This is a genomic window from Psychrobacter sp. JB385 (assembly GCF_900163785.1).
Taxonomy (GTDB): Bacteria; Pseudomonadota; Gammaproteobacteria; order Pseudomonadales; family Moraxellaceae; genus Psychrobacter.
Genome location: NZ_FUKN01000013.1, coordinates 816,544 through 838,937 on the forward strand (window position 1 = coordinate 816,544; position 22,394 = coordinate 838,937).

20 protein-coding genes and 1 riboswitch are annotated in these 22,394 nt (G+C 43.7%); of the genes, 13 read left to right on the forward strand and 7 right to left on the reverse strand.

Translation table 11 applies throughout. The features are described from left to right. Positions 1-220 precede the first annotated feature (220 nt). Positions 221-1,285 carry a 2,3-butanediol dehydrogenase gene (locus tag CZ794_RS10630; RefSeq protein WP_087041553.1) on the forward strand — a complete coding sequence of 355 codons (1,065 nt, stop codon included), beginning with the start codon at positions 221-223 and terminating at the stop codon, positions 1,283-1,285. A 120-nt stretch (positions 1,286-1,405) separates the two neighbouring features. Here the strand turns inward: CZ794_RS10630 and CZ794_RS10635 are convergent, their stop codons facing one another. The 3 genes from CZ794_RS10635 to CZ794_RS10645 all read right to left on the reverse strand — a co-directional run bounded on the left by CZ794_RS10635 (position 1,406) and on the right by CZ794_RS10645 (position 4,489). Further along, positions 1,406-2,308: an AraC family transcriptional regulator gene (locus CZ794_RS10635; protein WP_087041554.1), complete on the reverse strand. Its 903-nt coding sequence runs from the start codon at positions 2,306-2,308 to the stop codon at positions 1,406-1,408. Between the two features lie 241 nt (positions 2,309-2,549). After that, positions 2,550-3,395, reverse strand: coding sequence for an SDR family NAD(P)-dependent oxidoreductase (locus CZ794_RS10640; RefSeq protein WP_087041555.1), 846 nt, complete (start codon positions 3,393-3,395; stop codon positions 2,550-2,552). Positions 3,396-3,493: 98 nt separating this feature from the next. Continuing rightward, positions 3,494-4,489, reverse strand: a complete 996-nt coding sequence (locus tag CZ794_RS10645) for a phosphatase PAP2 family protein (protein WP_087041556.1) — start codon at positions 4,487-4,489, stop codon at positions 3,494-3,496. A 364-nt stretch (positions 4,490-4,853) separates the two neighbouring features. Here CZ794_RS10645 and ampC point away from each other — a divergent pair, with 364 nt between their 5' ends. After that, positions 4,854-6,029, forward strand: a complete 1,176-nt coding sequence (ampC, locus tag CZ794_RS10650) for a class C beta-lactamase (protein WP_087041686.1) — start codon at positions 4,854-4,856, stop codon at positions 6,027-6,029. 158 nt (positions 6,030-6,187) lie between these two features. Here the strand turns inward: ampC and CZ794_RS10655 are convergent, their stop codons facing one another. Continuing rightward, entirely contained in the window at positions 6,188-7,045 is an 858-nt protein-coding gene (locus tag CZ794_RS10655) for a hypothetical protein (protein WP_087041557.1), read from the reverse strand. A 154-nt stretch (positions 7,046-7,199) separates the two neighbouring features. Then, a riboswitch (yybP-ykoY riboswitch) is annotated at positions 7,200-7,367 on the forward strand. Here CZ794_RS10655 and CZ794_RS10660 point away from each other — a divergent pair. Next, positions 7,339-7,947 (forward strand): manganese efflux pump MntP family protein, encoded by a 609-nt coding sequence (locus tag CZ794_RS10660; protein WP_256958943.1) that lies wholly within the window; start codon positions 7,339-7,341, stop codon positions 7,945-7,947. It overlaps the preceding riboswitch by 29 nt. A 181-nt stretch (positions 7,948-8,128) precedes the next feature. Here the strand turns inward: CZ794_RS10660 and CZ794_RS10665 are convergent, their stop codons facing one another. The 3 genes from CZ794_RS10665 to ppc all read right to left on the reverse strand — a co-directional run bounded on the left by CZ794_RS10665 (position 8,129) and on the right by ppc (position 12,455). Further along, positions 8,129-8,425 carry a DUF3817 domain-containing protein gene (locus tag CZ794_RS10665; protein ID WP_179207301.1) on the reverse strand — a complete coding sequence of 99 codons (297 nt, stop codon included), beginning with the start codon at positions 8,423-8,425 and terminating at the stop codon, positions 8,129-8,131. A 138-nt stretch (positions 8,426-8,563) separates the two neighbouring features. Continuing rightward, positions 8,564-9,409, reverse strand: a complete 846-nt coding sequence (modA, locus tag CZ794_RS10670) for a molybdate ABC transporter substrate-binding protein (protein WP_087041560.1) — start codon at positions 9,407-9,409, stop codon at positions 8,564-8,566. Between the two features lie 259 nt (positions 9,410-9,668). Further along, a complete protein-coding gene (gene ppc / locus CZ794_RS10675) occupies positions 9,669-12,455 on the reverse strand; it encodes a phosphoenolpyruvate carboxylase (protein ID WP_087041561.1) in 2,787 nt (928 codons plus the stop codon). A 494-nt stretch (positions 12,456-12,949) separates the two neighbouring features. Between ppc and CZ794_RS10680 the strand changes: the two genes are divergently transcribed. The 10 genes from CZ794_RS10680 to CZ794_RS10725 all read left to right on the forward strand — a co-directional run bounded on the left by CZ794_RS10680 (position 12,950) and on the right by CZ794_RS10725 (position 22,285). Then, positions 12,950-13,741 carry a putative hydro-lyase gene (locus tag CZ794_RS10680; RefSeq protein ID WP_087041562.1) on the forward strand — a complete coding sequence of 264 codons (792 nt, stop codon included), beginning with the start codon at positions 12,950-12,952 and terminating at the stop codon, positions 13,739-13,741. A gap of 136 nt (positions 13,742-13,877) precedes the next feature. Next, on the forward strand, positions 13,878-14,396 hold the full coding sequence (gene accB, locus CZ794_RS10685) for an acetyl-CoA carboxylase biotin carboxyl carrier protein (RefSeq protein WP_256958944.1): 519 nt from the start codon (positions 13,878-13,880) through the stop codon (positions 14,394-14,396). A gap of 72 nt (positions 14,397-14,468) precedes the next feature. Beyond that, a complete protein-coding gene (gene accC, locus CZ794_RS10690; RefSeq protein WP_087041563.1) occupies positions 14,469-15,815 on the forward strand; it encodes an acetyl-CoA carboxylase biotin carboxylase subunit in 1,347 nt (448 codons plus the stop codon). A gap of 64 nt (positions 15,816-15,879) precedes the next feature. Next, on the forward strand, positions 15,880-16,533 hold the full coding sequence (gene pxpB / locus CZ794_RS10695) for a 5-oxoprolinase subunit PxpB (protein ID WP_087041564.1): 654 nt from the start codon (positions 15,880-15,882) through the stop codon (positions 16,531-16,533). A 37-nt stretch (positions 16,534-16,570) separates the two neighbouring features. Then, positions 16,571-17,494, forward strand: coding sequence for a biotin-dependent carboxyltransferase family protein (locus tag CZ794_RS10700; protein WP_087041565.1), 924 nt, complete (start codon positions 16,571-16,573; stop codon positions 17,492-17,494). Then, a complete protein-coding gene (gene pxpA, locus CZ794_RS10705; RefSeq protein ID WP_218778318.1) occupies positions 17,484-18,221 on the forward strand; it encodes a 5-oxoprolinase subunit PxpA in 738 nt (245 codons plus the stop codon). Before CZ794_RS10700 ends, pxpA begins: the two co-directional genes overlap by 11 nt. 40 nt (positions 18,222-18,261) lie before the next feature. Further along, on the forward strand, positions 18,262-19,449 hold the full coding sequence (locus CZ794_RS10710; protein ID WP_087041566.1) for an NRAMP family divalent metal transporter: 1,188 nt from the start codon (positions 18,262-18,264) through the stop codon (positions 19,447-19,449). A gap of 18 nt (positions 19,450-19,467) precedes the next feature. Next, entirely contained in the window at positions 19,468-19,896 is a 429-nt protein-coding gene (locus CZ794_RS10715; RefSeq protein ID WP_256958945.1) for a biotin/lipoyl-containing protein, read from the forward strand. Positions 19,897-20,289: 393 nt separating this feature from the next. Beyond that, positions 20,290-21,147 carry an SDR family NAD(P)-dependent oxidoreductase gene (locus CZ794_RS10720; protein WP_218778319.1) on the forward strand — a complete coding sequence of 286 codons (858 nt, stop codon included), beginning with the start codon at positions 20,290-20,292 and terminating at the stop codon, positions 21,145-21,147. Between the two features lie 88 nt (positions 21,148-21,235). Next, complete coding sequence (locus tag CZ794_RS10725; RefSeq protein WP_087041690.1) at positions 21,236-22,285, forward strand: zinc-binding alcohol dehydrogenase family protein; 1,050 nt, start codon at positions 21,236-21,238, stop codon at positions 22,283-22,285. Positions 22,286-22,394 lie beyond the last annotated feature (109 nt).

The window sequence follows — 22,394 nt, forward strand, 5'->3', positions numbered from 1 at the left end:
TGTTTTAAAGGTAGTAAATAGTGAGTAGATGATTCGATACGATCATCTAGTCGCAGGTGATTATTGGCAGTATGGCTAAGTATAGCTGGGCATATGCAGTAGCGTTACTTTCGCTTAACAACTGTACACGCGGCCATCGTTGACAGCCCAACTTTAATCTGGGCATTATGGATAGCGAGAGACTCTCACAACACATAATAAATAATCAAAGGAGCATGATATGAAAGCCGCACGTTTTTATGACAAAGGTGACATCCGTATTGAAGACATTCCAGAACCTACCGTTGAGCCGGGTACGGTCGGTATCGACGTGGCATGGTGCGGTATTTGCGGCACAGATTTGCACGAATTTATGGAAGGGCCGATTTTTATCCCGCCATGTGGTCATCCGCATCCCATCTCAGGGGAGTCCGCGCCAATTACCATGGGACATGAGTTCTCAGGGGTGGTCTACGAAGTCGGCGAGGGTGTCGATGATATCGAAGTCGGTCAGCACGTGGTGGTTGAGCCGTATATCATTGCCGATGATGTCTCTACCGCAGAAGGGGAGAACTATCATTTATCAGAAAATATGAACTTTATCGGATTGGGCGGACGCGGCGGCGGCTTGTCGGAGAAAATCGCGGTCAAACGCCGCTGGGTACATCCTATCTCAAACGACATCCCACTAGACCAAGCGGCACTCATTGAGCCATTATCGGTCGGCTATCATGCCTTTGTACGTAGTGGCGCAAAAGAAGGTGATGTGGCATTGGTCGGCGGCGGTGGCCCCATCGGTCTGTTATTGTCGTCAGTTTTAAAAGCCAAAGGTCTGACGGTTATCTTGACCGAGCTGAGTGCCAAGCGTAAAGAAAAAGCCAAAGACAGTGGTGTTGCCGATTATATATTGGACCCTACCGAAGTCGATTTAAAAGAAGAGGTGATGAAAATCACTGACAATCGCGGCGTAGACGTGGCGTTTGAATGTACCAGTGTCAATGCGGTGCTGGACTCACTCGTCGAGCTGACCAAACCTGCTGGCGTGGTGGTGATTGTCTCTATCTGGAGCCATCCTGCAAAAATCAGCGTGCATAGCGTGGTGATGAAAGAGTTAGATATTCGCGGCACCATTGGCTATGTGAACAATCACGAAGACACCATCAAGCTGGTCGAAGATGGTTTGGTTGATCTTGAGCCATTTATTACCCAGCGCATCAAGCTAGATGATTTGATCTCTGAAGGGTTTGAAACGCTGATTCACAACAATGAATCTGCGGTCAAAATCATTGTGAATCCAAATTTATAAGCGATATTTTTTGAATAAAGTTGACCTTATAAAGTAATAGTCAATGATAAGAAAAAAAGCGCCATCTTATTAGAATGGCGCTTTTTTTTGTTTCGAGCTAATAATCGTCATGTGATGGATTTATAAAAACAAAGTAGCGTTATTTTTTATTAAAACGGAAACATCAGCCTTAGGTGATGCACCATAAGCCCTTTTATACTCTCGATTAAACTGTGAAGGGCTTTCATAACCTACGAGACTACTCGCTGTCATTGCGTCGACACCTTCGAAGGCCATTAAGCGTCGTGCTTCTTGCAGCCTTAATTTTTTTTGGAACTGAAGAGGGCTCATCAGCGTGATAATTTTAAAATGTTTATGAAATGCAGATAGGCTTAAATGTGCTTCTCTTGCCACGGCCTCAGCACTAAATGGTTTGTTAGCGTTTGCTTTTATCCAAGCAATCGCTTTTGCTATCTGTTTACTTTTTCCAACCCCTAAACTCTGTGCCATCAAATGATGTCCAGCAGGTGTTGAAAGCAGCCGATAAAGAATCTCTCGCTTAATCAATGGTGCTAAAAACTCAATATCTTCAGGGTTATTTAATAATGAGGTTAATCTCATAATAGGGTCGAGAATATCCTGTGTTGCTTGCTCTATTCGAAGTCCTGATGAAATAGGGCTGTTAACCTTTTGTTTATCATGAATAGCGACTACCAAATCCGCTAATATAGACGAGTCTATGTTTAGCTTTATACACAGATAAGGCGCTTGTTTTGACGCTTCTATTACTTGTCCTGTTAGCGGCAAGTCAAAAGAGACTGACAAATATTTAGACATGTCATAGTCGAATATTTGTCGCCCCAATATTACCCGTTTTTTCCCTTGTAAAACGATACATATCGCAGGCTTATGAAGCGTCCATAATTCTTCGGTAGGATAATCGCTTCTAATGATTTCTAGATCAGGAATTTTAGTCGTAAAAATCCCACTCTCTATTGCATGGGGAGTGATGTTCTCAATGATGTTAGTAATAGTACGATGCATAGCCTTACCTTTATCATTTACTCCAAGAGCGAATACTCAGCTATAGCCGTTATCGTCAACACTTAACTCCTAATATATATAGTTGATCCTAAATAAAATGGATACAAGAAATGATAGATCGAGACTGGAACCAATTTTTCTTGCTTACTGTGCCTACGCCGACAGAGGCATCAAAAAATTAGTCCCATTCTCGCTGTACCTTTTTTATATTGGATTGATTATAGAATTTTAAGGGGATGTTTTAATCGTTGATATCAGTTTTACGAGAATAATCCGCCCATTTATTCAAATCATTTTGACGATTGCTGTTTGCAGTACCTAAATATTCAATCGCATCAGAGCCAGCAGCCAATCGCATGGGGCGTGTGGGTTTTTGCGCTATTTCGACGAGCAATTGCCCTAACTTTTTTGGATCGCCAGCTTGCTGTTGGTTTTGAGAACGATACGCATCATTTAAAGCTTTGGCGTATTGCGCATAATCATCGATGGCTATTGTGCCAAATTTCACTGACGACTGGTCAAGAAAATCTGTACGAAAGAAACCTGGTTGGACGATGGTTACGTCTATGCCAAATTGCTTTACTTCCAAGGCTAGGCTTTCTGAAAACCCTTCCACTGCAAATTTTGCCGAACAGTAAATGGATGAATTCTCAAAGCCCAAACTACCCCCTATTGAAGAGATATTATAAATCAATCCTGAGCGTTGCTTGCGCATGAAGGGTAGCACTGATCGACACATTGACATTAAGCCGAAAACATTGGTGTCAAATTGTGCTTTCACTTTTTCTGGTGTGACTTCTTCAAATAACCCAAGTTGGCCAAACCCTGCATTATTAACCAGCACATCAATACTACCAAATTTTTTAAAAGCTGTTTCTGTGATACGTTGAATTTGTGGTTCGTCACACACATCTAACTCTAGTAGGAGTAGGTTTTTGGTATCATCAAACACGTCTTTTAATTTTTGCAAGTCTCTTCCAGTCGCTACCACGTTAGCCCCTGCTAGTAATGCTGCACTCGCTATCTGAAACCCTAACCCTCTAGTAGCCCCAGTAATTAACCACGTTTGCTTGTGTAAATTATTCATTGCTTACTCCTCATTGTTTATAGGTGCATTGTGCAAGAATAATGCAATACAGTAATAGATCGATTTTGCGCGATGATTGCCTAATACTATCTGTGTTTTTACCCAAGCAGCGGAAACTGATACAGATAAGCATAAATAAACGTAGCCACAAACACTATGATGACGCCCAGCCATACCAGTGAGATTTGTCCTTTTGACCACGACACACGCCAATTGATTTTACCTCGGGCGGTCAGCCATTCCATCATACTAATGGCAATCGTCAGCCATAATGTCCCCACCAAAAACCCACCCATCACGTCACTCAGATAATGCTCATTGAGTACGATTCGGCTCAATCCTATGAGCAAGCATAATAAGAGCGCGAGCGATAATATCCGAACTTGGCGAATAAAGCGTTGGCTAAAGCGAATCGCCATATAAGCGAGAAAACCATACAGCGCAATACTGATGGTCGCATGACCACTGGGAAAAGAATAAGTATGTTCCATCAGCAAAATATCAATCGGTCGTGACCGCTGAAACACCATCTTGCTCAAAAACGTAAAGGCGGTACTGCCGATGGTTGAGAGTAGCAGACCGACCAAAATATAAGGCTGACGCACGACCGCGCAGAGGATTGCTGTTAGCAGAATGATTAAGCAAGTAATCGGCGTAGAGCCTAAACTGGTGATAAAAACAAAAGCAGGCACGATGCTTGAATCTTGTAGCACGCTCATATGCTGCGACACAAACAGATCGGTGGTCACAATAGAGTCGGCCTCCACAATATCCTCGACCAAGCCTGCAAACAGCGCCAGAATATATACATTTAAAAGCGTCAAAACGGTGAGGATTAGACCAGAAAAATGACCACGGGCAAAGCGCTTGGTAATAAATCCAAACATTGCTGGGTATCTTTGCTGTAGACGTATCATCAGCGGTAGGCGTGCGATATGTCCGCGCAACCAAAAATCGACGCAAGAGAGCAACGCCAATATTCGCTTACCATAGCGAATCATGAGGCGTTGTATCAGCCATAACAGTGCTATCGTCAAAATAAGCACCATACCCAAGCTGATGAGCTGAGGGCGTTGTTCAATGAGCGCAATCATGGATAGCTTATTCCTTTATCGTGGCTGATATGGCACTAAATAATGCGCTTATCATCGTGTCTACTATGTCGGTTGGTTGGATACAGGGATTGAGACTATAGATGACATGTTTGATAACGTCTAGTCTAAATAATCGGCTGATACTGTAGCAGACCACGCGCTCATTGCTGTCTGATTTTCTTTACCATATGTCATTATTTGAGCGTTTTGCGCCATTCACTACTGCTTTTGTATTAGCGCAAAGCGGATACCTATTTAAAAGTAAAAATTGCAAAAAATAAGGTGATAAATGGGCGGCAAAGCTGCTACCTTTAACACTCGTTTTCCTTTTTTATTATTCATAGAGAGTATCGGTAAATATCCAATGAAAATATCAGCTCAAAAACCTCTAGCCAGTCTAGTACTTAGTCTACTGGCTGCAACCTTATTCATCTCTGAAACGGCTCAAGCAGCATGCTCCGATGCGTGTTTAAAGGGTAAAGTGGATGCGCAAGCCAAACAGTTGATGGCAGCGCATAATATTCCTGGTATGGCGTTTGGCATAATCGTCGATGGCAAATCACATTTTTATAACTATGGTTTGTCTGACAAGCAGCGCAACCAGCCTGTGTCAGAGGACACAATTTTTGAGCTGGGTTCGGTAAGTAAAACCTTTACTGCCACGCTTGCCAACTATGCTGAGTTAAACGGCACATTGGCGCTAGATGACACCGCAGACAAATATATTCCTTACCTAAAAAATAGTGCCATTGGTAATACCGAGCTGATCAACTTAGGAACCTATAGTGCTGGTGGATTGCCATTACAGGTGCCTGAAGATATTGAGAATGATAAGGAGTTGTTGCAATATTATAAGTCTTGGCAACCTGAGTTCCCTGTCAATTCCACTCGTCTGTATTCTAATGCCAGTATCGGACTGTTTGGACATATAGCTGCGCTGAGTATGGACACTGACTTCACCAAGCTAATGGAAAACAAGCTATTGCCTTCACTAGGTATGAGCAATACTTTTGTCAATGTGCCTGCGGATAAGATGGGTGATTATGCGTTTGGCTATAATAAGGCAGACGAGCCAATCAGGGTCAACCCCGGTATGCTAGATGCAGAAGCTTATGGCATCAAATCGACCAGTGCCGATATGACCCGTTATCTGGCTATGAATATAGGTCTACTGCCTTTAGACAATCAGATGCAGCAAGCACTAGATAATAATAGAAAGGGCTACTATCGTACTAACTCATTCACACAGGGGCTTGCGTGGGAAATGTATTCGTTACCGACCACATTGCCAACGCTTTTGGAAGGCAATTCAACAGACACTATTTTAAAACCTCAGCCGATCCAAATGAATGAACCACCAGCGCCTATACGCGATGATGTGTGGGTCAATAAAACAGGGTCAACGAATGGGTTCGGGGCTTATATTGCGTATGTACCTGCGAAAAAAACAGGCATCGTCATTTTAGCCAACAAGAACTATCCGAATACAGAACGAGTCAAAGCCGCGTATACGATTTTAGAAAGTGCGATTGGTCAATGATAAAATGAGTCATTGATATGAATGATAGGGCATCAGCATGATGCTACGCAGCAGTGATACCCAAAACATCAGGGCAGTGGACAAAGACTCTAGGGTTTATCTGGCGTCTTTGTCGCTTAGGTTCTTTATCATATCGATTTAGAAGCGTTTAACAGTAATTAAGAGCAGCCCTCGACCAAATAAATGGCTTCTGGAATACCGATATCGATACTCTCTACCTCACCTTTTAACGCACGCTTATTGTCTACCGTCCACTCAGTCTCGCTAATGATGTTATTACTGAGCTTTTGACCACCTTTAATATGATACTCAATTTGAATGGACAAGGTGTCGTTTGCATCATTCATCTTAATATCTTCTGGCTTTAAAAGTGTGCCCACATCATTGTTATTGGTCACGATAAAATTGACGTTCGCCGTCAAGTTGTAATAATCACCTTCAACGGCATATTTATCAACAGCATAAGTAAGACTGTCATCATGCGCGTTCATGACCGCCGTAGCAGTATCACCCACATGTACACCCGTATAGAATGGCGTTTTGGGATCTCTAATCGTAATTAGCGCTACTTTGCCATCTATGACTTGATATAGGACAGACGCGCGTTTGCCGTAAGCTTGATCCATATAGGATTGTTTTGAATCGCTCACATAATAGCATTGCTCGTTGTCACTCTCTTGTTTGGTCAGTCCTAAGTCCGCCAAAAGCGCAGGGGTCACCACTTGTCCAAAGCCCAGCTTTTGATAGCCAGATGGACTCACCGCTTGGTCATCGGTAGGACTTGTTTCGGTGCTGGTTGGTGCTTGTTCTGTGACATTTTTATCATTAACAGCAGCAGGGGCTGGCGTGTCCGTTTGCGCCGATGTTGTATTTTCATCAGCTTGGGCTGCACTATCATCAGAAGGTGAGGGTTGTGACTCGCAGCCTGTAAGCAATTGTATGCCGCCCACAAGGCAAGCTGAAAATAATAGTGACGTCACTTTTTTGGACAATAATTGGTTATGAGAATCAAACATGGTCATACTCCTAAAAACAAACTTCATATCGCTTAGCCACATAGCGTAATAGCATAGCATTGCGATATCAATCCTATATATACAAAACAACATACGCAGATTTGCCGTGCCATCTGGCAATTTATTATTGACTTATAACACATTAATGTTAATCTAACCACTCTTTGGGGAGTAGCCTGCTTTCGTCTTACGAAAGCGTTCACATCAACATACTTGGCCACATGCCATGGTGTGAACACCGCTCGGTTGGCGAGACCATCGATATATACACACTGCAGGTCGAGGGTGTGGGTATGTCGTGGACTCTATACTCGACCGAGAGAATCAAAATGAACCCTATCGCTCTTCTTTTACTTGCTTTTTCTATGTCTACTGATGCCTTTTCTGTGGCCATTAGTAAAGGAGCAGGTCTCAAAAACCCACGTTTTACCGAAGCTTTGAGAATGGGCCTTATTTTTGGCTCTATTGAAGCAATCACGCCTATTATTGGTTGGTTGATTGGTCGTTCTGCCACTACTTTTATAGATGCGTCTTTTATTGAGGCATGGGATCATTGGGTAGCCTTCGTCATTCTGGCAGGTTTGGGATTGCATATGTTGTATGCAGGTCTGAAACCTGATGATGAAGAACAAGAAGCACCATCACAGCATTCTTTCTTCAAATTGGCGCTCACCGCTTTCGGTACGAGTATCGATGCAATGGCCATCGGTGTCAGCTTGGCCTTCATTGACGTCAATATTTTCTTGGCAGCAGGTTTGATCGGTTTGGCGACCGCTATTATGGTCACGTTGGGTGTGATGCTAGGTAAAGCGCTTGGCTCACTGATAGGTCATAAAGCCGAAGCATTTGGCGGTGTCATGTTGGTTGTCATCGGGGCATGGATACTGATAAGCCATCTTTAAGGTCGCGACACTCATTTAAAATCCGTGCACTGAAAAATGGTATAAAGAGACGGGTATTATGTTTTGCGTGTTCGTTATCAGTGGCTACAAAACAGAGATATTTAAATTATCAAGGACGAGTGGGCAATCACTACGGATGACGCCAGTATGTATCATGGCATCATCCGTAGTAGAGCAGGCGTTAAGTTCTTACTTGCTTTAAGTGCTTTTTGAGGACGTGGTCAAATATAAATGGTCCAAATGGCAAGAACGAGCCAATAACGCCTGCAGGTACGGCCCAAATAGGCATTTTTATTCTCATCGCTGTTGTGACTAGTACAACGATATAAGCCACAAATAACATACCGTGTGCCATACCGACATATGTCACAACCTCTGGAATGCCCATCATGTACTTCAAAGGCATGGCGATGCCTAGCAGTAATAAAAAAGAAGTCCCTTCTAAATAGCCCATAATCATAAGGCTTTTTAACGCCATGTTTTGTGCCTTATTGAGGTGCGGTATGGGTTCAATACTTGACTGAGAGGGCAACACGGTATTTTCCTTTTATGACCATTAATAAATAATAAGAAGTAAGGCGGCGGTATATCCCGCCGTTTTTAGTATCAATGTTTGCTATTTTAGAGCAAGGTAGCCTGCATCAGAAAAGTACTGCTGGCCAGCGCTTGAGCGCAAATAATTCGAGAAATCGGTCGCTATGTCTGAATCGCTGATGACAATACCATCTTGTAAAATAGGAGGATAAGAATCGGCTGCCAAGGTATAGAACTGGTCGGGCGTGGCCTTGATTGCGGTGAGCTGTGACTGCGCGACAAACCCATAATCGACACTCCCTGTATGAGCATACTGAAATGCCTGCCCAATATTTTCAGCTTGTATGAGACGCTTTTGTTCAGTAAGCGCGTCATAGAGGTTCTGAGTTTGTAAATAAGACTTTGCCGATTCGCCGTAAGGGGCAAGTTTTGGGTTGGCAATGGCAACTTTTGTATTCGATCCAGTCGTTAGTATGTCATTCAATGTGGTCGGATTAAACTCTTTTAAAGAATGCGTCACGCTATAAAGTGCTAGCTGACCTTGAGTATATGTAAAAGGTTGCGACCATGCTTGATTGCCAGACGTTTTATTATTCAAATTTTCTTTGACCAATTTAGCAGGAAATGCTTGGTTGGCGGCCAAAAATATGTCGTAAGGGGCGCCAGAGGTAATCTGAGCATATAACTTACCTGAAGAAGCGTAGGTAACTTCAATCTCTTGAGCAGGCAGGTTTTTGTCGGCTTTATATCCTTCAATAATCTTGGGCAATACATCTGACAGATTGGCTGCTGCTGCGATACGAATGGCGTCTCTGTGTTCGGTGGCGTTAGCAGTATCTAAAGAGGTAGAATTGGCGGTTTGTTCTTTGGTACATGCCGTTAGCATGAGTGCCACGCAGGCTGTTGTGACAATTAGGGGTTTGATCATTACTCAACCTTGTTATTGATTCTTATTATTTAACTTTTACTACTTTAATGAGATAAATAGGCTTTATAGCAGTATCTTCTTAAATTCTCAACTGTGCTTGCCGTATTTCATACAAGTCTTCTGCCCAATCAGATGATTACCAAGCACGCTTCATTGAGAAATAGTAAAGCATAATGACATATACAATAATAAATAAACCCTTGTCAGCACTAGTCTACAAGGGTTTTTTAATATCTTAATGTGTGAGGCGTTGTAGTCATTAACCAGTATTGCGTAAACCTGCTGCCAAAGCATTGATACTACGAATTAATGGGTCTTCAACGTCAATATTGCTCTTGTCACTTTCATGGTGTTGCGCATCGCCTTTTTGTCTGGCACGTTTTAACAGCTCGATTTGTATATAGTTAATGGGGTCTAAATACGCATTTCGCCATTGCAGGGACGCGGCAAGATTGTGCTGATTTGATAATAACGAGGTTTGCTCAAGTAACGCGTTCAGACCTGAATAGGTCAGTTCGTGCTCTTCTATGACCGCTGCCATAATCTTATCACGCAAGGCTTCATCATCACACAACTGGCTGTAGGCTTGCGCGATGCTCATCTCAGATTTGGTAAATGCCATCTCGATGTTGCTAATAAACACGCTAAAAAACGGCCAATGAGCGTTCATCTCTTTCATCAACGCTTCATCTGCTTTCACACTATGCAGCGCACTACCGACCCCGTACCACGCTGGCAGTGTAAAACGAGCTAATGACCAACCAAAAACCCAAGGAATCGCCCGCAAAGTGGTTTTGCTTGGCACGCCTTTTTTGCGATGCGAGGGACGTGAGCCAATATTCAATAAGGAAATCTCTTGTACAGGGGTGACCTGTGAATAGAATTGATAAAACCCTTCGGTATGGTCGGTCAATTCGCGATAGCGACGCTCGCCTGCCTCTGCCAACCGCGCAAAGAGCGACTCATAATTGGGCAGCTCAGCGGGTTGTACCACAAACCTCGACGAGCAAGCTTTTAGCGTACCTGTGATACCCATGGTCAGCTCAAACACTGCGGTATCGGTGTTGGCGTATTTGGCGTAAAGTACTTCGCCTTGCTCTGTGACTTTGATTTGACCGTGCAGTGTACCAGCAGGCTGAGCGGCAATGGCATTGTGTGTGGAGCCACCACCGCGACTGACAGAGCCACCGCGTCCATGGAACAAGCGCGTTTTGATGCCATATTTTTCGGCAATACGATCAATGGTTTGTTGTGCACTATAAAGCTGCCATGCCGAGGTAATGATGCCGCCATCTTTTGAGGAGTCGGAATATCCCAGCATGATTTCTTGCGTGTTATCTGAGTTTTGAAGCAATCCTCGATACAGAGGATTGTCTAACACAGCAGGTAAAATCTGATCGATGTTTTTAAGATCTTCGATGGTCTCAAACAAAGGCGCGACTGGTAAATCAGCGGATAAATGCCCCTCGTCATCCACGCTACATAAGCCTGCAAAGCGCATGAGCAACAGCACTTCTAGTATTTGGCTAGCGTTGTTGGTCATCGAAATCACATAGCTACCAAAGGTGTCTTGTCCGACCAATTTGCGCAATGTCGCAACCGAGTTCATCAAGGCCAATTGTTCGCGGGTTTTATCCGTTAAATCATCGGTATAAATCAGCGGTGTACCCGGTTTTTTGAGTAAGCGCGTCAGCCACTCTTGACGCTCTGTTTCATTAAGCGTGTGATAGTCGGGCAAATTTGAGGCGCTTGCAAAAATATCTGCAATGACTTCGCCATGATAAGACGACTCTTGGCGAATATCGAGGGCCGCCAAATGAAAGCCGCACGTTTTGACCAGACGAATCAGATCAAGCAGCAGTCCTTCACCATGCGCAGTATCATGAGTATTGACACTTTGACGAATGATGCGCAGATCTTCTAGCAGTTCTTGCGGGTTAGTATAAGCGTCTTTTTTGGCGTCGCTGTCAGCCCCTTTGCTTTGAATCAGTTGATTGGTGGCTTTGACTTTGTTCAGAATTAAAGAGAGTAATCGGCGGTAAGGCTCGTTGCCATAGTCATCAAGGTTGTAATCAAACACGCGCTGATCAAGCTCGCTATACTGGTTGATTTTTTCATAGACGTCGGGCGCAACCGTCACGATGGTATCGCTATGAATCAGTTGGCGGCGCAGTTTTTTTAGCAGCACTTGATAGTGACGCAGCACGGTATCAGCGTGCATGAGCACAGCAAGCTCTGTGGTCTCAAACGTCACAAACGGATTGCCATCTCTATCGCCACCGATCCAAGAACCAAAGCTCATAAAGGCGGGTAAAGGGTAGTCGCTCAATTCTGGATAGATATCGACAATGGCGGCTTTCATATTGCGATACACCTTGGGAATGGCATTAAATAGGCTGGCATTAAAATAATGCAGACCGTTATTTATTTCATCATAAACCAAGGGCTTACGGGTACGTACCTCATCAGAGGACCACAGCAAATCGATGGTTTGCGCGGTTTGCGCTTTTGCTTGCTCATAAGCAAGGCTGTTTTCATCAAAGTTGTTTAACGCATCGCTATGGGTAAATAGACTTTGTAAAATATTCATCGTCGTGCGGCGGCGCGCTTCGGTAGGATGCGCGGTAAAGACGGGGATGAATGTTAATTGATCAATGAGTTCCTGCATTTGCTCAGGTTCAATATTTCGTTCACGGCACTCAAGTAAGGTGCGACGAAACGATCCTTCCCAGCTTTGTTCGGATTGAGCCCGTAGTGCCTGACGCTGCTCTCGTAAGTAGTTTTCTTCACTCAAATTGGCTAAGAAAAAATAAATAGAAAAACTGCGAATGACGTTTTTTAAGGTTTGATTGTCTAAAGAGGCGATAAAATCGATGAGCTGCTGTTTATGGGTATCATCAGGTGCGCGTCGCTGCTGGATAAACCCTTTTCGCAGTGTCTCAATGGTATGGATGGTTTGCTCTCCAGTCTGACGAGCAATGGCGTCACCGAGGAACGATGCCAGTAAGCTGATGCGTTCTCGTAATACGTCGTTATCTATAATCATCCTTGCCCTCTTATCAAATTGGTTAGCAAAACAGCCGTATGGTTATAACGGCAGTGCCCTCAAAGTGTGGTATGTATGCTGATAGTTGATAGGTATTGTATAAAGCCATTCTGAATGTAGCGTGATACTCATAAAATAGAGCGTTTATCACGTGGCGTCAAGATACTCTCTGATGAGCACATTATTTAATCATCATAACCAAGCCTTTTTGAGGGTATGTCACGCAACTGACAGCGATGGCAAAAAATTTTAAGTTTTTTTATTCAATAGTATTTATAGCAGATTCATAGACTTAAACGTCATGAAACAAATGTGCTTTGCTGTATTAAGGGGAGTAAGGGTCGATGTCGCATTGTAATCTAAAAACCATTCTGTTAACTTCGAATAACGATAATACGTTTATCAATACATAAAACATGGCTGTATAAAAGACCTTAATCTGATTTTAAAAGACTTTCGTCTGATAAAAAGGATAAAAATAAGAGGCTATAACTATGCTGGATTTAGCGAATATGACTCCAGAGCAGGTAAGAGGTTTAATCGGAAAAAACCAAATCAATCAGCCCACATCTGGTATGTGTACAGGTCACATCCAAGCCAATGTCGTCATTGTTCCTAAAAGTCTGGCATATGATTTTTTGTTATTTGCCCAAAGAAATCCAAAGTCTTGTCCTGTACTAGACGTGACGGATGTTGGCAGCTCAGAGCCACGTCTCATGGCAAAAGGCGCAGACTTAAAATCTGAAGTACCCAAATATCGTATATATAAACATGGCGACTTAGTAGACGAGGTATCAGATCTAAAAGATTACTGGCGCGATGATCTGGTTTGTTTTCTTTTGGGGTGTAGTTTTTCTTTTGAGTCTGCACTATCAAATGCCTCCATCCCTATTAGGCACGTAGAAGACCATCATAATGTGCCGATGTACCTCACCAACATAGATACTGAACCTGCAGGCCAATTCCATGGAAAAATGGTGGTCAGCATGCGCCCGATACCCTATAAGCTTGTGACGAGAGCCGTACAGGCCACTTCTCGGTTTCCTCAAGTGCATGGCGCACCCATTCATATAGGCGATCCCAGTCTCATTGGTATCAATGACATTCATTCTCCTGATTTTGGGGACGCATCTATCATAAAAGCAGGCGAAGTTCCTGTATTTTGGGCATGCGGTGTCACGCCGCAAAGTATCGCCATGACCAGCAAACCCGAACTTATGATCACGCACGCGCCAGGCTATATGTTTATTTGCGACCCAAAAGATGAAGACTTGGCAGTGCTGTAATGTCTGTCCCTTGCACTCGCTTATATTAAGTATTTTAAAAACCAATTCCTACCAATCAGCTTATCAAAGGCGCATAAACACAACGTCTTAATCAAAAACCATTGCTCACTTTTATACTAACGGAATAGCAAAACACATGAATATGAATATTAACTTCACGGATTTAGAAAAACTAATAAAACTGGCCGAAAGCTCAGACATAAAATCTTTAGAACTGACCGATGGCGACACACGTATCTCTATCGTTTGTCATGCTGATGGCAATGACAACGGCGAACACCATTCTCCTACCAACGCCCCTCATTCAGAGCAGCGCTCAGCAGCAGGCGCTTCTACTCAGAAAACCAGTAACAATGATAGTGAGATGACAAGCTCTGATACAACTAACGAAACAGTAGCTACTGAGAACGCACCCAATCAAGTAACGGCTCCAATGCTAGGCACTTTTTATCTGCGTCCAGAACCAACTGCTGATGCCTTTTTTACAGTCGGTGATCAGATAGAGGCGGGGCAGACGCTGTGTATCATCGAAGCCATGAAAATGATGTATGAAGTCAAGGCAGAAACGAGCGGTACGCTTAAAGAGGTTTTGGTAGAAGAAGGTGAAGTCGTAGAGTATGAGCAGCCTTTATTTGTGATAGCGCCAAACCGTTAGGGTCAAGCAATACCGCGTCCATAACGCTACATAAATACTGTATTTGACATCATATTTTTTAGGAAAACAGACATGTTCTCAAAAATCTTAATTGCCAATCGTGGCGAGATTGCTCTACGTATTATCCGAGCTTGCAAACAATTGGGTATTCACACCGTCATTGCGCATTCTGAAGCCGACAAAGACTCACTGCCAGTACGCTTAGCCGACGAAAAAGTATGTATCGGCCCTGCTAATGCCACAAACAGCTACCTGAACCAAAGAGCAATCGTCTCTGCTGCCAAAATAACAGGCTCACAAGCCATTCACCCAGGCTACGGATTTCTGTCCGAAAATGCAGATTTTGCGGCTTTGATTGAAGAGTCAGGACTGATATTCATTGGCCCAACCGCAGATAACATCAGAAAAATGGGTGACAAAGTTGCTGCAAAAGAACAGATGACGATGGCTGGTGTACCCTGCGTACCGGGCTCCGAGGGTGCGTTGCCTACTAAGCCAGAGCAAGTCATTAAGATTGCCAAAGACGTCGGTTATCCGGTAATCATCAAGGCAGCCAGCGGTGGTGGCGGTCGCGGTATGCGAGTGGTCGAAAAAGAAGCGGATTTGCTGTCTGCCATTGCTATGACCCAAACAGAAGCCAAAGCCAACTTTGGCAGTTCAATCGTTTATCTCGAAAAATACTTACAAGCACCTCGCCATATTGAGATACAAGTACTGTCTGATACGCATGGCAATGCTATCTATTTAGGTGAGCGCGATTGCTCAATGCAGCGTCGTCATCAAAAAGTCATTGAAGAAGCGCCAGCCCCCGGTATTACCGAAACGCAGCGTCAACAGATCGGACAGGCATGTGCGAGGGCGTGTCAAAAAATGCAGTATAGAGGGGCAGGCACGTTCGAGTTTTTATACGAAAATGGCGAGTTCTTTTTTATCGAGATGAATACCCGCGTTCAGGTAGAGCACACCATTACCGAGATGATAACGGGTGTGGATATTGTCCGCGAGCAAATAAGAGTGGCTGCGGGCTTATCACTTGCGCACAAGCAAAGTGATATCGCGATCACAGGGCACGCTTTTGAATGCCGTATCAATGCTGAAAATGCCAATACGTTTTTGCCCAATGCAGGACGTATAGATTATTGTCATATGCCAGCAGGGTTTGGGGTTAGAGTGGACAGTCACATCGAATCCAACTATACCGTGCCGCCCTCTTATGACAGCTTGATTGCCAAAATATGCGTACACGATCATTCAAGAGAACAGGCGATAACAAAAATGCAAGCTGCCTTATCAGAGGCGCAAATCACAGGTATCGATACCAATATAGGTCTGCATCAGCGTCTATTTAAAGACAAAGTATTCTGTGACGGTCAAATGAGTATTCATTATCTGGCTGAATGGATACAAGACAATATATAACGATACATAATAAAAATGAGCGCCAAAAAAACACAAAAGCTGAAAAAAAATGGAGCGCATACAAATGGAACGACAGTGGCAAATATGCAGTGAAACCAATCTGGCTTTATTCTTACCAAAGCCAGTGACGCTAGACAAACAACGACAATGCTGGGCGTTAGCGGATATTATAAAAAAAATGCCAGAAGTTATAGAAGTGGTGATTGGCATGAATACGCTCAGTGTATTTACGGTTTCATTGACCCTGACTGAGCTCAAAAATGTAGAGCAGGCGTTATCTGAGTTACTAAATGACATGCCCTCAAAAACCATAAAAGGCAAGCATGTCGAAATCCCTGTGCATTATGGTGGTAAGTACGGCCCTGATCTTGCTGCTATGGCAAAGGAATTGAACCTCTCGGTGGAAGACGTTGTCAATCTGCATACTGAGGCGACTTATACCGTATATTTCATTGGTTTTCAGCCAGGATTTCCTTATCTTGGCGGCTTATCAGAATCGCTCTATTTCCCCAGACATGCCATACCTCGAACGCAAGTACCAGCAGGCTCAGTCGGTATAGGCGGCGAGCAAACGGGAGTTTATCCTTTTGAGTCGCCAGGCGGTTGGCAGCTACTGGGTCAAACCGATACGGCATTATTTGACTTGACCAAAGACTCTCCGACGCTGCTTAACGCAGGCGATACCTTGACGTTTACAGCGATTGATATTCATGAATAAAGCTAATATGAATAAAAAATATAAATAGGTGATATCAATGAAAATTTTAGCCGCAAGTGCCCTTGCTAGTATCCAAGATTCGGGACGATTGGGCTACCGAAGCATGGGTGTGGGTAGAAACGGAGCAATGGACAGGTGGTCTTTGCAAGCTGGCAACGCATTGATGAAAAACAAGCTTAACGAGCCAGCGATTGAGATTGCTTTGGGTGGTTTGACCATACAGTTTGAAGAGGCGGTCAGTTTTTGCCTAACAGGTGCTTTATACGAAGCGTACTTAGATGACGAGCGCATTCCTTGCTATTGGCGTATCAATGCAAAACCCAAGCAAACGCTCAAGCTGGCACGTCCGTTACAAGGTATGTATACCTACCTATGTGTACATGGCGGCTTTGATATTGAACCAGTGCTGCAATCGACCAGCACCAATACTAAAGCGGGCTTTGGCGGGTTTGAAGGTAGGTATCTTAAAGCCGATGACACCTTAAACGTAAGAACAACTTCAAGCTTACCCGTTATCGGAGTGGCTCGCCTTGCGCCAACTCAAATGATCAGAGTGATAAAAAGTAGTGAGTATGAGTGTTTTACCGCTGCTTCCCAAGAAGCGTTTGAAACACAAAGCTGGAAATTGCAAACTAACAGCAATCGTATGGGCTATCGCTTAGCTGGCGAGTCCGCACTTGAGTTTGCTGAGCCTGTAGAGATGAGCTCGCATGGCGTGGATATTGGTATGATTCAAGTACCACCGCAAGGGCAACCCATTGTATTGATGGCAGATGGGCAGACGACGGGAGGCTATCCCAAAATTGCTACTGTTATCAATGCAGATATTGGACTGATGGCACAAATTCGGTTCGGTAAAACGTGTCAGTTTACGCTCGTAGATTTAGAACAAGCATTACATGAACAACAAAAAAGACACCATTACATTAAGAAAATTAAGGAATATGCTGATGAAAATTGATTTAAATGCCGATGTCGCTGAAGGCTGCGGGCAAGATGATAAGTTATTGACCATCGTCAGCTCAGCCAATGTCTGCTGCGGTCTTCACGCAGGGTCTTATGAGGAGATGTTGGCGACCTTGCAGTTGGCTAAAGCAAACAATGTAAGAGTCGGCGCGCATCCAGGATTGAACGATAGAGAAAACTTTGGTCGTACCAATCAAAGCTTGGATAAAGCCAGTTACCGCGCTTTATTGGCCTATCAGTTGGGGGCCACCAAAGCGCTCTGTGATTTGGTGGGTGTGCCTTTGGAGTATGTCAAACCACATGGTGCGCTGTATAACCAAGCAGCGGTTGATGAGGCGTTGTCAGATATTTTGGTCAGTGAAATCAAACGCTTTGACCCAAACTTAAAAGTGATGGGCTTGTCGGGTGGTCACCTTGTCAAGTCAGCGAAAAATCATGGTTTAGTGTCGATATCAGAAGTGTTCGCCGATCGCAACTATGAGGAGGACGGCTCATTGGTCTCCCGTAGTAAAGACAATGCATTGATCACTGATACCGATGAAGCAATCAATCATGTATTACAGATGATTACGGAGGGAGTCGTTACCAGCGTAAGCGGCAAAAAAGTGCCAGTAGAGGCGCAAAGTATCTGTTTACACGGTGATGGGGAACATGCCATTTTATTTGCTCAAGAGATTAAAAAACAGCTAGAGATCAAAGGTATTAAGATATCCGCTCAATAGTAATTTGAATCGACTTATTTTGTATAACACAAGGATGTTCATGAGTACCTTAAAAAAACACAATACCGCCATTTTGGGCGCGGCCTTTTTGATGGCCACATCAGCTGTCGGACCAGGGTTTTTGACCCAAACGGCTACCTTTACCGAAAGTCTGATGGCAAGTTTTGGTTTTGTTATTCTAATATCTATTATCATGGATATTGGCGTACAGCTTAATGTTTGGCGCATCGTCGCTGTCTCTAGAAAACGGGCGCAGGAAATTGCCAACTTAGTGTTCCCAGGCGTCGGTTACTTGCTTGCATTTTTAATCATTGCAGGCGGGCTTGCTTTTAACATTGGTAACATTGGCGGTGCAGGTCTTGGCATGCAGTCTATGTTCAATATCTCGCCGATCACAGGGGCGTTGATTAGTGGTGTTGTCGCAGTGGCCATATTCTTAGGCAAAGAAGCTGGCCCGATAATGGACAAGTTTGCTCAGCTGATGGGCTTTATCCTCATCATACTGATCATTTATGTGGTGTTCAAATCTGACCCACCATTGGCCGAAGCCGTCACTAAAACCATCATGCCCGATAAGATTGATGCAGTGGCTATCGTGACTTTGGTTGGCGGTACGGTTGGCGGTTATATCACGTTTTCAGGCGCACACCGCTTATTAGAAGCAGGCGTGAGCGGCGAAGAAAATCTGGGTGCGGTGACGCGAAGTTCAGTGTCTGGTATTTTGATTGCTTCTGTGATTCGTGTGTTCTTATTCCTTGCTGTGTTAGGCGTGGTGTCTCAGGGCTTTACCTTGAATCCAGCAAACCCAGCCATGTCGCCTTTTGAATATATCTTAGGCAATGCAGGCAAGGTAATTTTTGGTATGGTCATTTGGGCCGCCTCTGTGACTTCTGTGATTGGTGCTGCCTACACTTCTGTGTCTTTTATGACCAATTTTCATCCGTTTATTGAAACGTACAAACGCTATTTTATTATTGGCTTTATCGTCATCTCAACGCTGGTGTTTGCCACTATCGGTAAGCCTGCTCAAGTATTGGTATTGGTTGGTACATTAAATGGTTTGGTACTACCTATCGCCATGGTTATCATTCTGATCGCTGCTTATAGAAAAAACATCGTTGGTAACTATAAGCATCCTATTTGGATTGCCGCATTTGGTTGGTTGATTGCCATTGTGATGAGTATTTTGAGCGTGATAACCATCGCGAAATATCTTGGTATGAGTTGATAATTAATTAAGGGGTTTATGATGGATATAGAGCAAGTAGAACGTGTGGTCAAGCTGGTTGAGCGCAGTCAGTTACACGAAATGACGATTGCGAATAACGGGCAATCTATTACTGTGGTGAATAATGTAGCCTCACAGAATAGTGGATACCCTACAGAGGCCATACTAACACATGAGTCAAAAGAGGCTAATAATGTAGTGTTAGAGGTATGCGCGACTTATGTAGGAAACGTATATTTAAGCGAAGATGATACAACTGAGAATCTGGTACACGAAGGAGATAGTATCGAAAAAGGGCAAACGATTTGCTTTATTAAGGAGTTGACCCGTTTGCTCCCTGTTATCAGTGATAAAGCAGGTATCGTTGACACCATTTTAGTTAAAAATGGACAAAACATTGAATATGGTCAGCCTATTTTAAAATTGAAAAGCAGTACATATAGTTAATCCACTATAAAATAAATACAGGGCTACTGAGATAAATTTTGCGCAGCCTCTGTCTGCGAAGGCACAACAAGCAAGAAAAATTTGTTCCAGTAGCGCGTGCTAATCGACGTACCTCTTTTATATAGGACTGTCTATATCTTATATGGGTTAACTTAGCATTTAGTCAGCAATTTATTGGTTTCGTATTTGACGGTATCTTGTCTTTATATGGGCTTGGTACCGTTATTTTTATGGGCAGTGACTAAAGGTTTCATTATTAAGAAATGCTGAGAAAATTGGTAAATATCTGCTGTTGGAATCACAACACTTTCATAACAATGGCTGCTATGACGACAGATAAAATAGAACACGTATCCAAAACTGAAACCATAATTCAAACAATAAGGACGGTTTATGACTATGCATAAAACTATTTTAATCACTGGTAGCACGGACGGCATTGGCAAATTGGCCGCTTTAAAACTGGCAGAAGCAGGTCATCAGGTGTACCTGCATGGCCGCGATGCGGACAAACTGGCTAGTGTCATTGCAGAAGTAAAAGCCGTAGCGACAGGCGACGCGGTAGATCATATTGATGGATTTGTCGCTGATTTCTCTGATTTAACGGCTGTGCTCAAGATGGCCGCAGACGTCAATGAAAAATTGCCAAAGCTGGATGTCTTGATAAACAATGCAGGAATTTATACCACATCAGCTGCAACGACCAAAGATGATTTGGACATACGCTTTGTGGTCAATTACCTAGCACCTTATGAGCTGACCAATGCGCTATTACCGTTACTCAAGCAGTCTAGTAAAGCGCGTATCATCAATCTAAGTTCAGCCGCTCAGACACCGATATCATACGAAGCGTTTGCAGGACAAACCACCTTGGATGACAAAGCTGCCTATGCGCAAAGTAAGCTGGCGCTCACGATGTGGAGTATGGCCTTAGCTGATAAGGTTGCCAACGATGATATCAGTGTGATTGCTGTGAATCCAGGATCATTGTTGAACACCAAGATGGTTGACGAAGCGTATGGTCATCACTGGTCATCAGCAGACAAAGGCGCAAATATCTTAACGGCACTTGCCATCTCAGATGAATTTGCTAATGACACGGGTAAATACTTTGATAACGATATTAAAGATGGCGACCATGGTGATGCGAGAGGCGAATTTGGTCAACCGCATGCCGATGCGTTAGACAAAGAAGCCATTGCCAAGCTTGAAGCGCAAACTCAAACCGTATTGCAGTCCATTTTTGCCTAGCACGTATGTTTTACGGCATCCATAACTATTAGAAATTAAATAATCAAAAATACTTTTATTAAAAATAGGACAACATATTATGACCACCATCAAAGCCATTGGCTATCAAGACAATCTCGCCATCGATAACGAACAAGCGCTACAAGACATTACCCTTGATAAGCCAACTGCGACAGGCCATGACATTCTGGTAGAGGTCAAAGCCATATCCGTCAATCCCGTAGATTATAAAATCCGTCAATCGCGTCCTGCACCAGAGGGTGAGTACGCAGTGATTGGTTGGGATGCGGCGGGCGTTGTGACGGCTGTCGGCGACGAAGTTAGCCTATTCTCAGTCGGGGATAAGGTCTATTACGCAGGGGATTTGACTCGTTCAGGGAGCAATGCTGAATATCAGCTGGTTGATGAGCGTATCGTTGGGCGTATGCCAAAATCGTTGTCATTTGCAGAAGCGGCAGCATTACCGCTGACTACGATCACGGCTTGGGAGATGTTGTTTGAGCGCCTGCAAGTGCCTGTTACTGATAGCTTGACAGATAAAAATGGTGGTGACGAGCGTGCTAACGACGTCTCGGTGTTAGTTATTGGTGCAGCGGGAGGCGTAGGTTCTATCTTAACGCAGTTGTTAAAAACACGAACTTCTGCCACAGTCATCGGTACAGCATCACGAGATGAGAGTGTACAGTGGTTAAAGGATCTAGGCGCAGATCATGTCATTAATCATCGTAACCCATTGTTTGACGAGCTACAGAAGACAGGCATCACTGAGGTAGATTATGCCATCAGCCTAAACAACACCGACGATCATTATGCAGAAATCATCAAATGCTTGAAGCCACAAGGTAAATTAGGGCTCATCGATGATCCTGAATCTTTAGACGCCAAGGCGCTTAAAACTAAATGTCTGAGCCTACATTGGGAGTTTATGTTTACGCGCTCTATGTTCCATACGCCAGATATGATTGAGCAGCATCGTTTATTGACGGACGTGGCCAATATGATTGATGCAGGCGAGATCAAAACCACCGTTGCTCATAATCTTGGCACTATCAAAGCTGAGCATGTACGCCATGCCCACCAAATGTTAGAAAACCAACAAGCGCATGGCAAAATTGTATTAGAAGGTTGGTCTGCGTAGGATTCGCTATCTTGGTAGGCTTGATACGTGGCCTACCAAGATAGCGCTGGTGCAAAAAATAGCATAAACTATCCGATAAAATGCATCACTCTATAGATTTTTCAGTTCC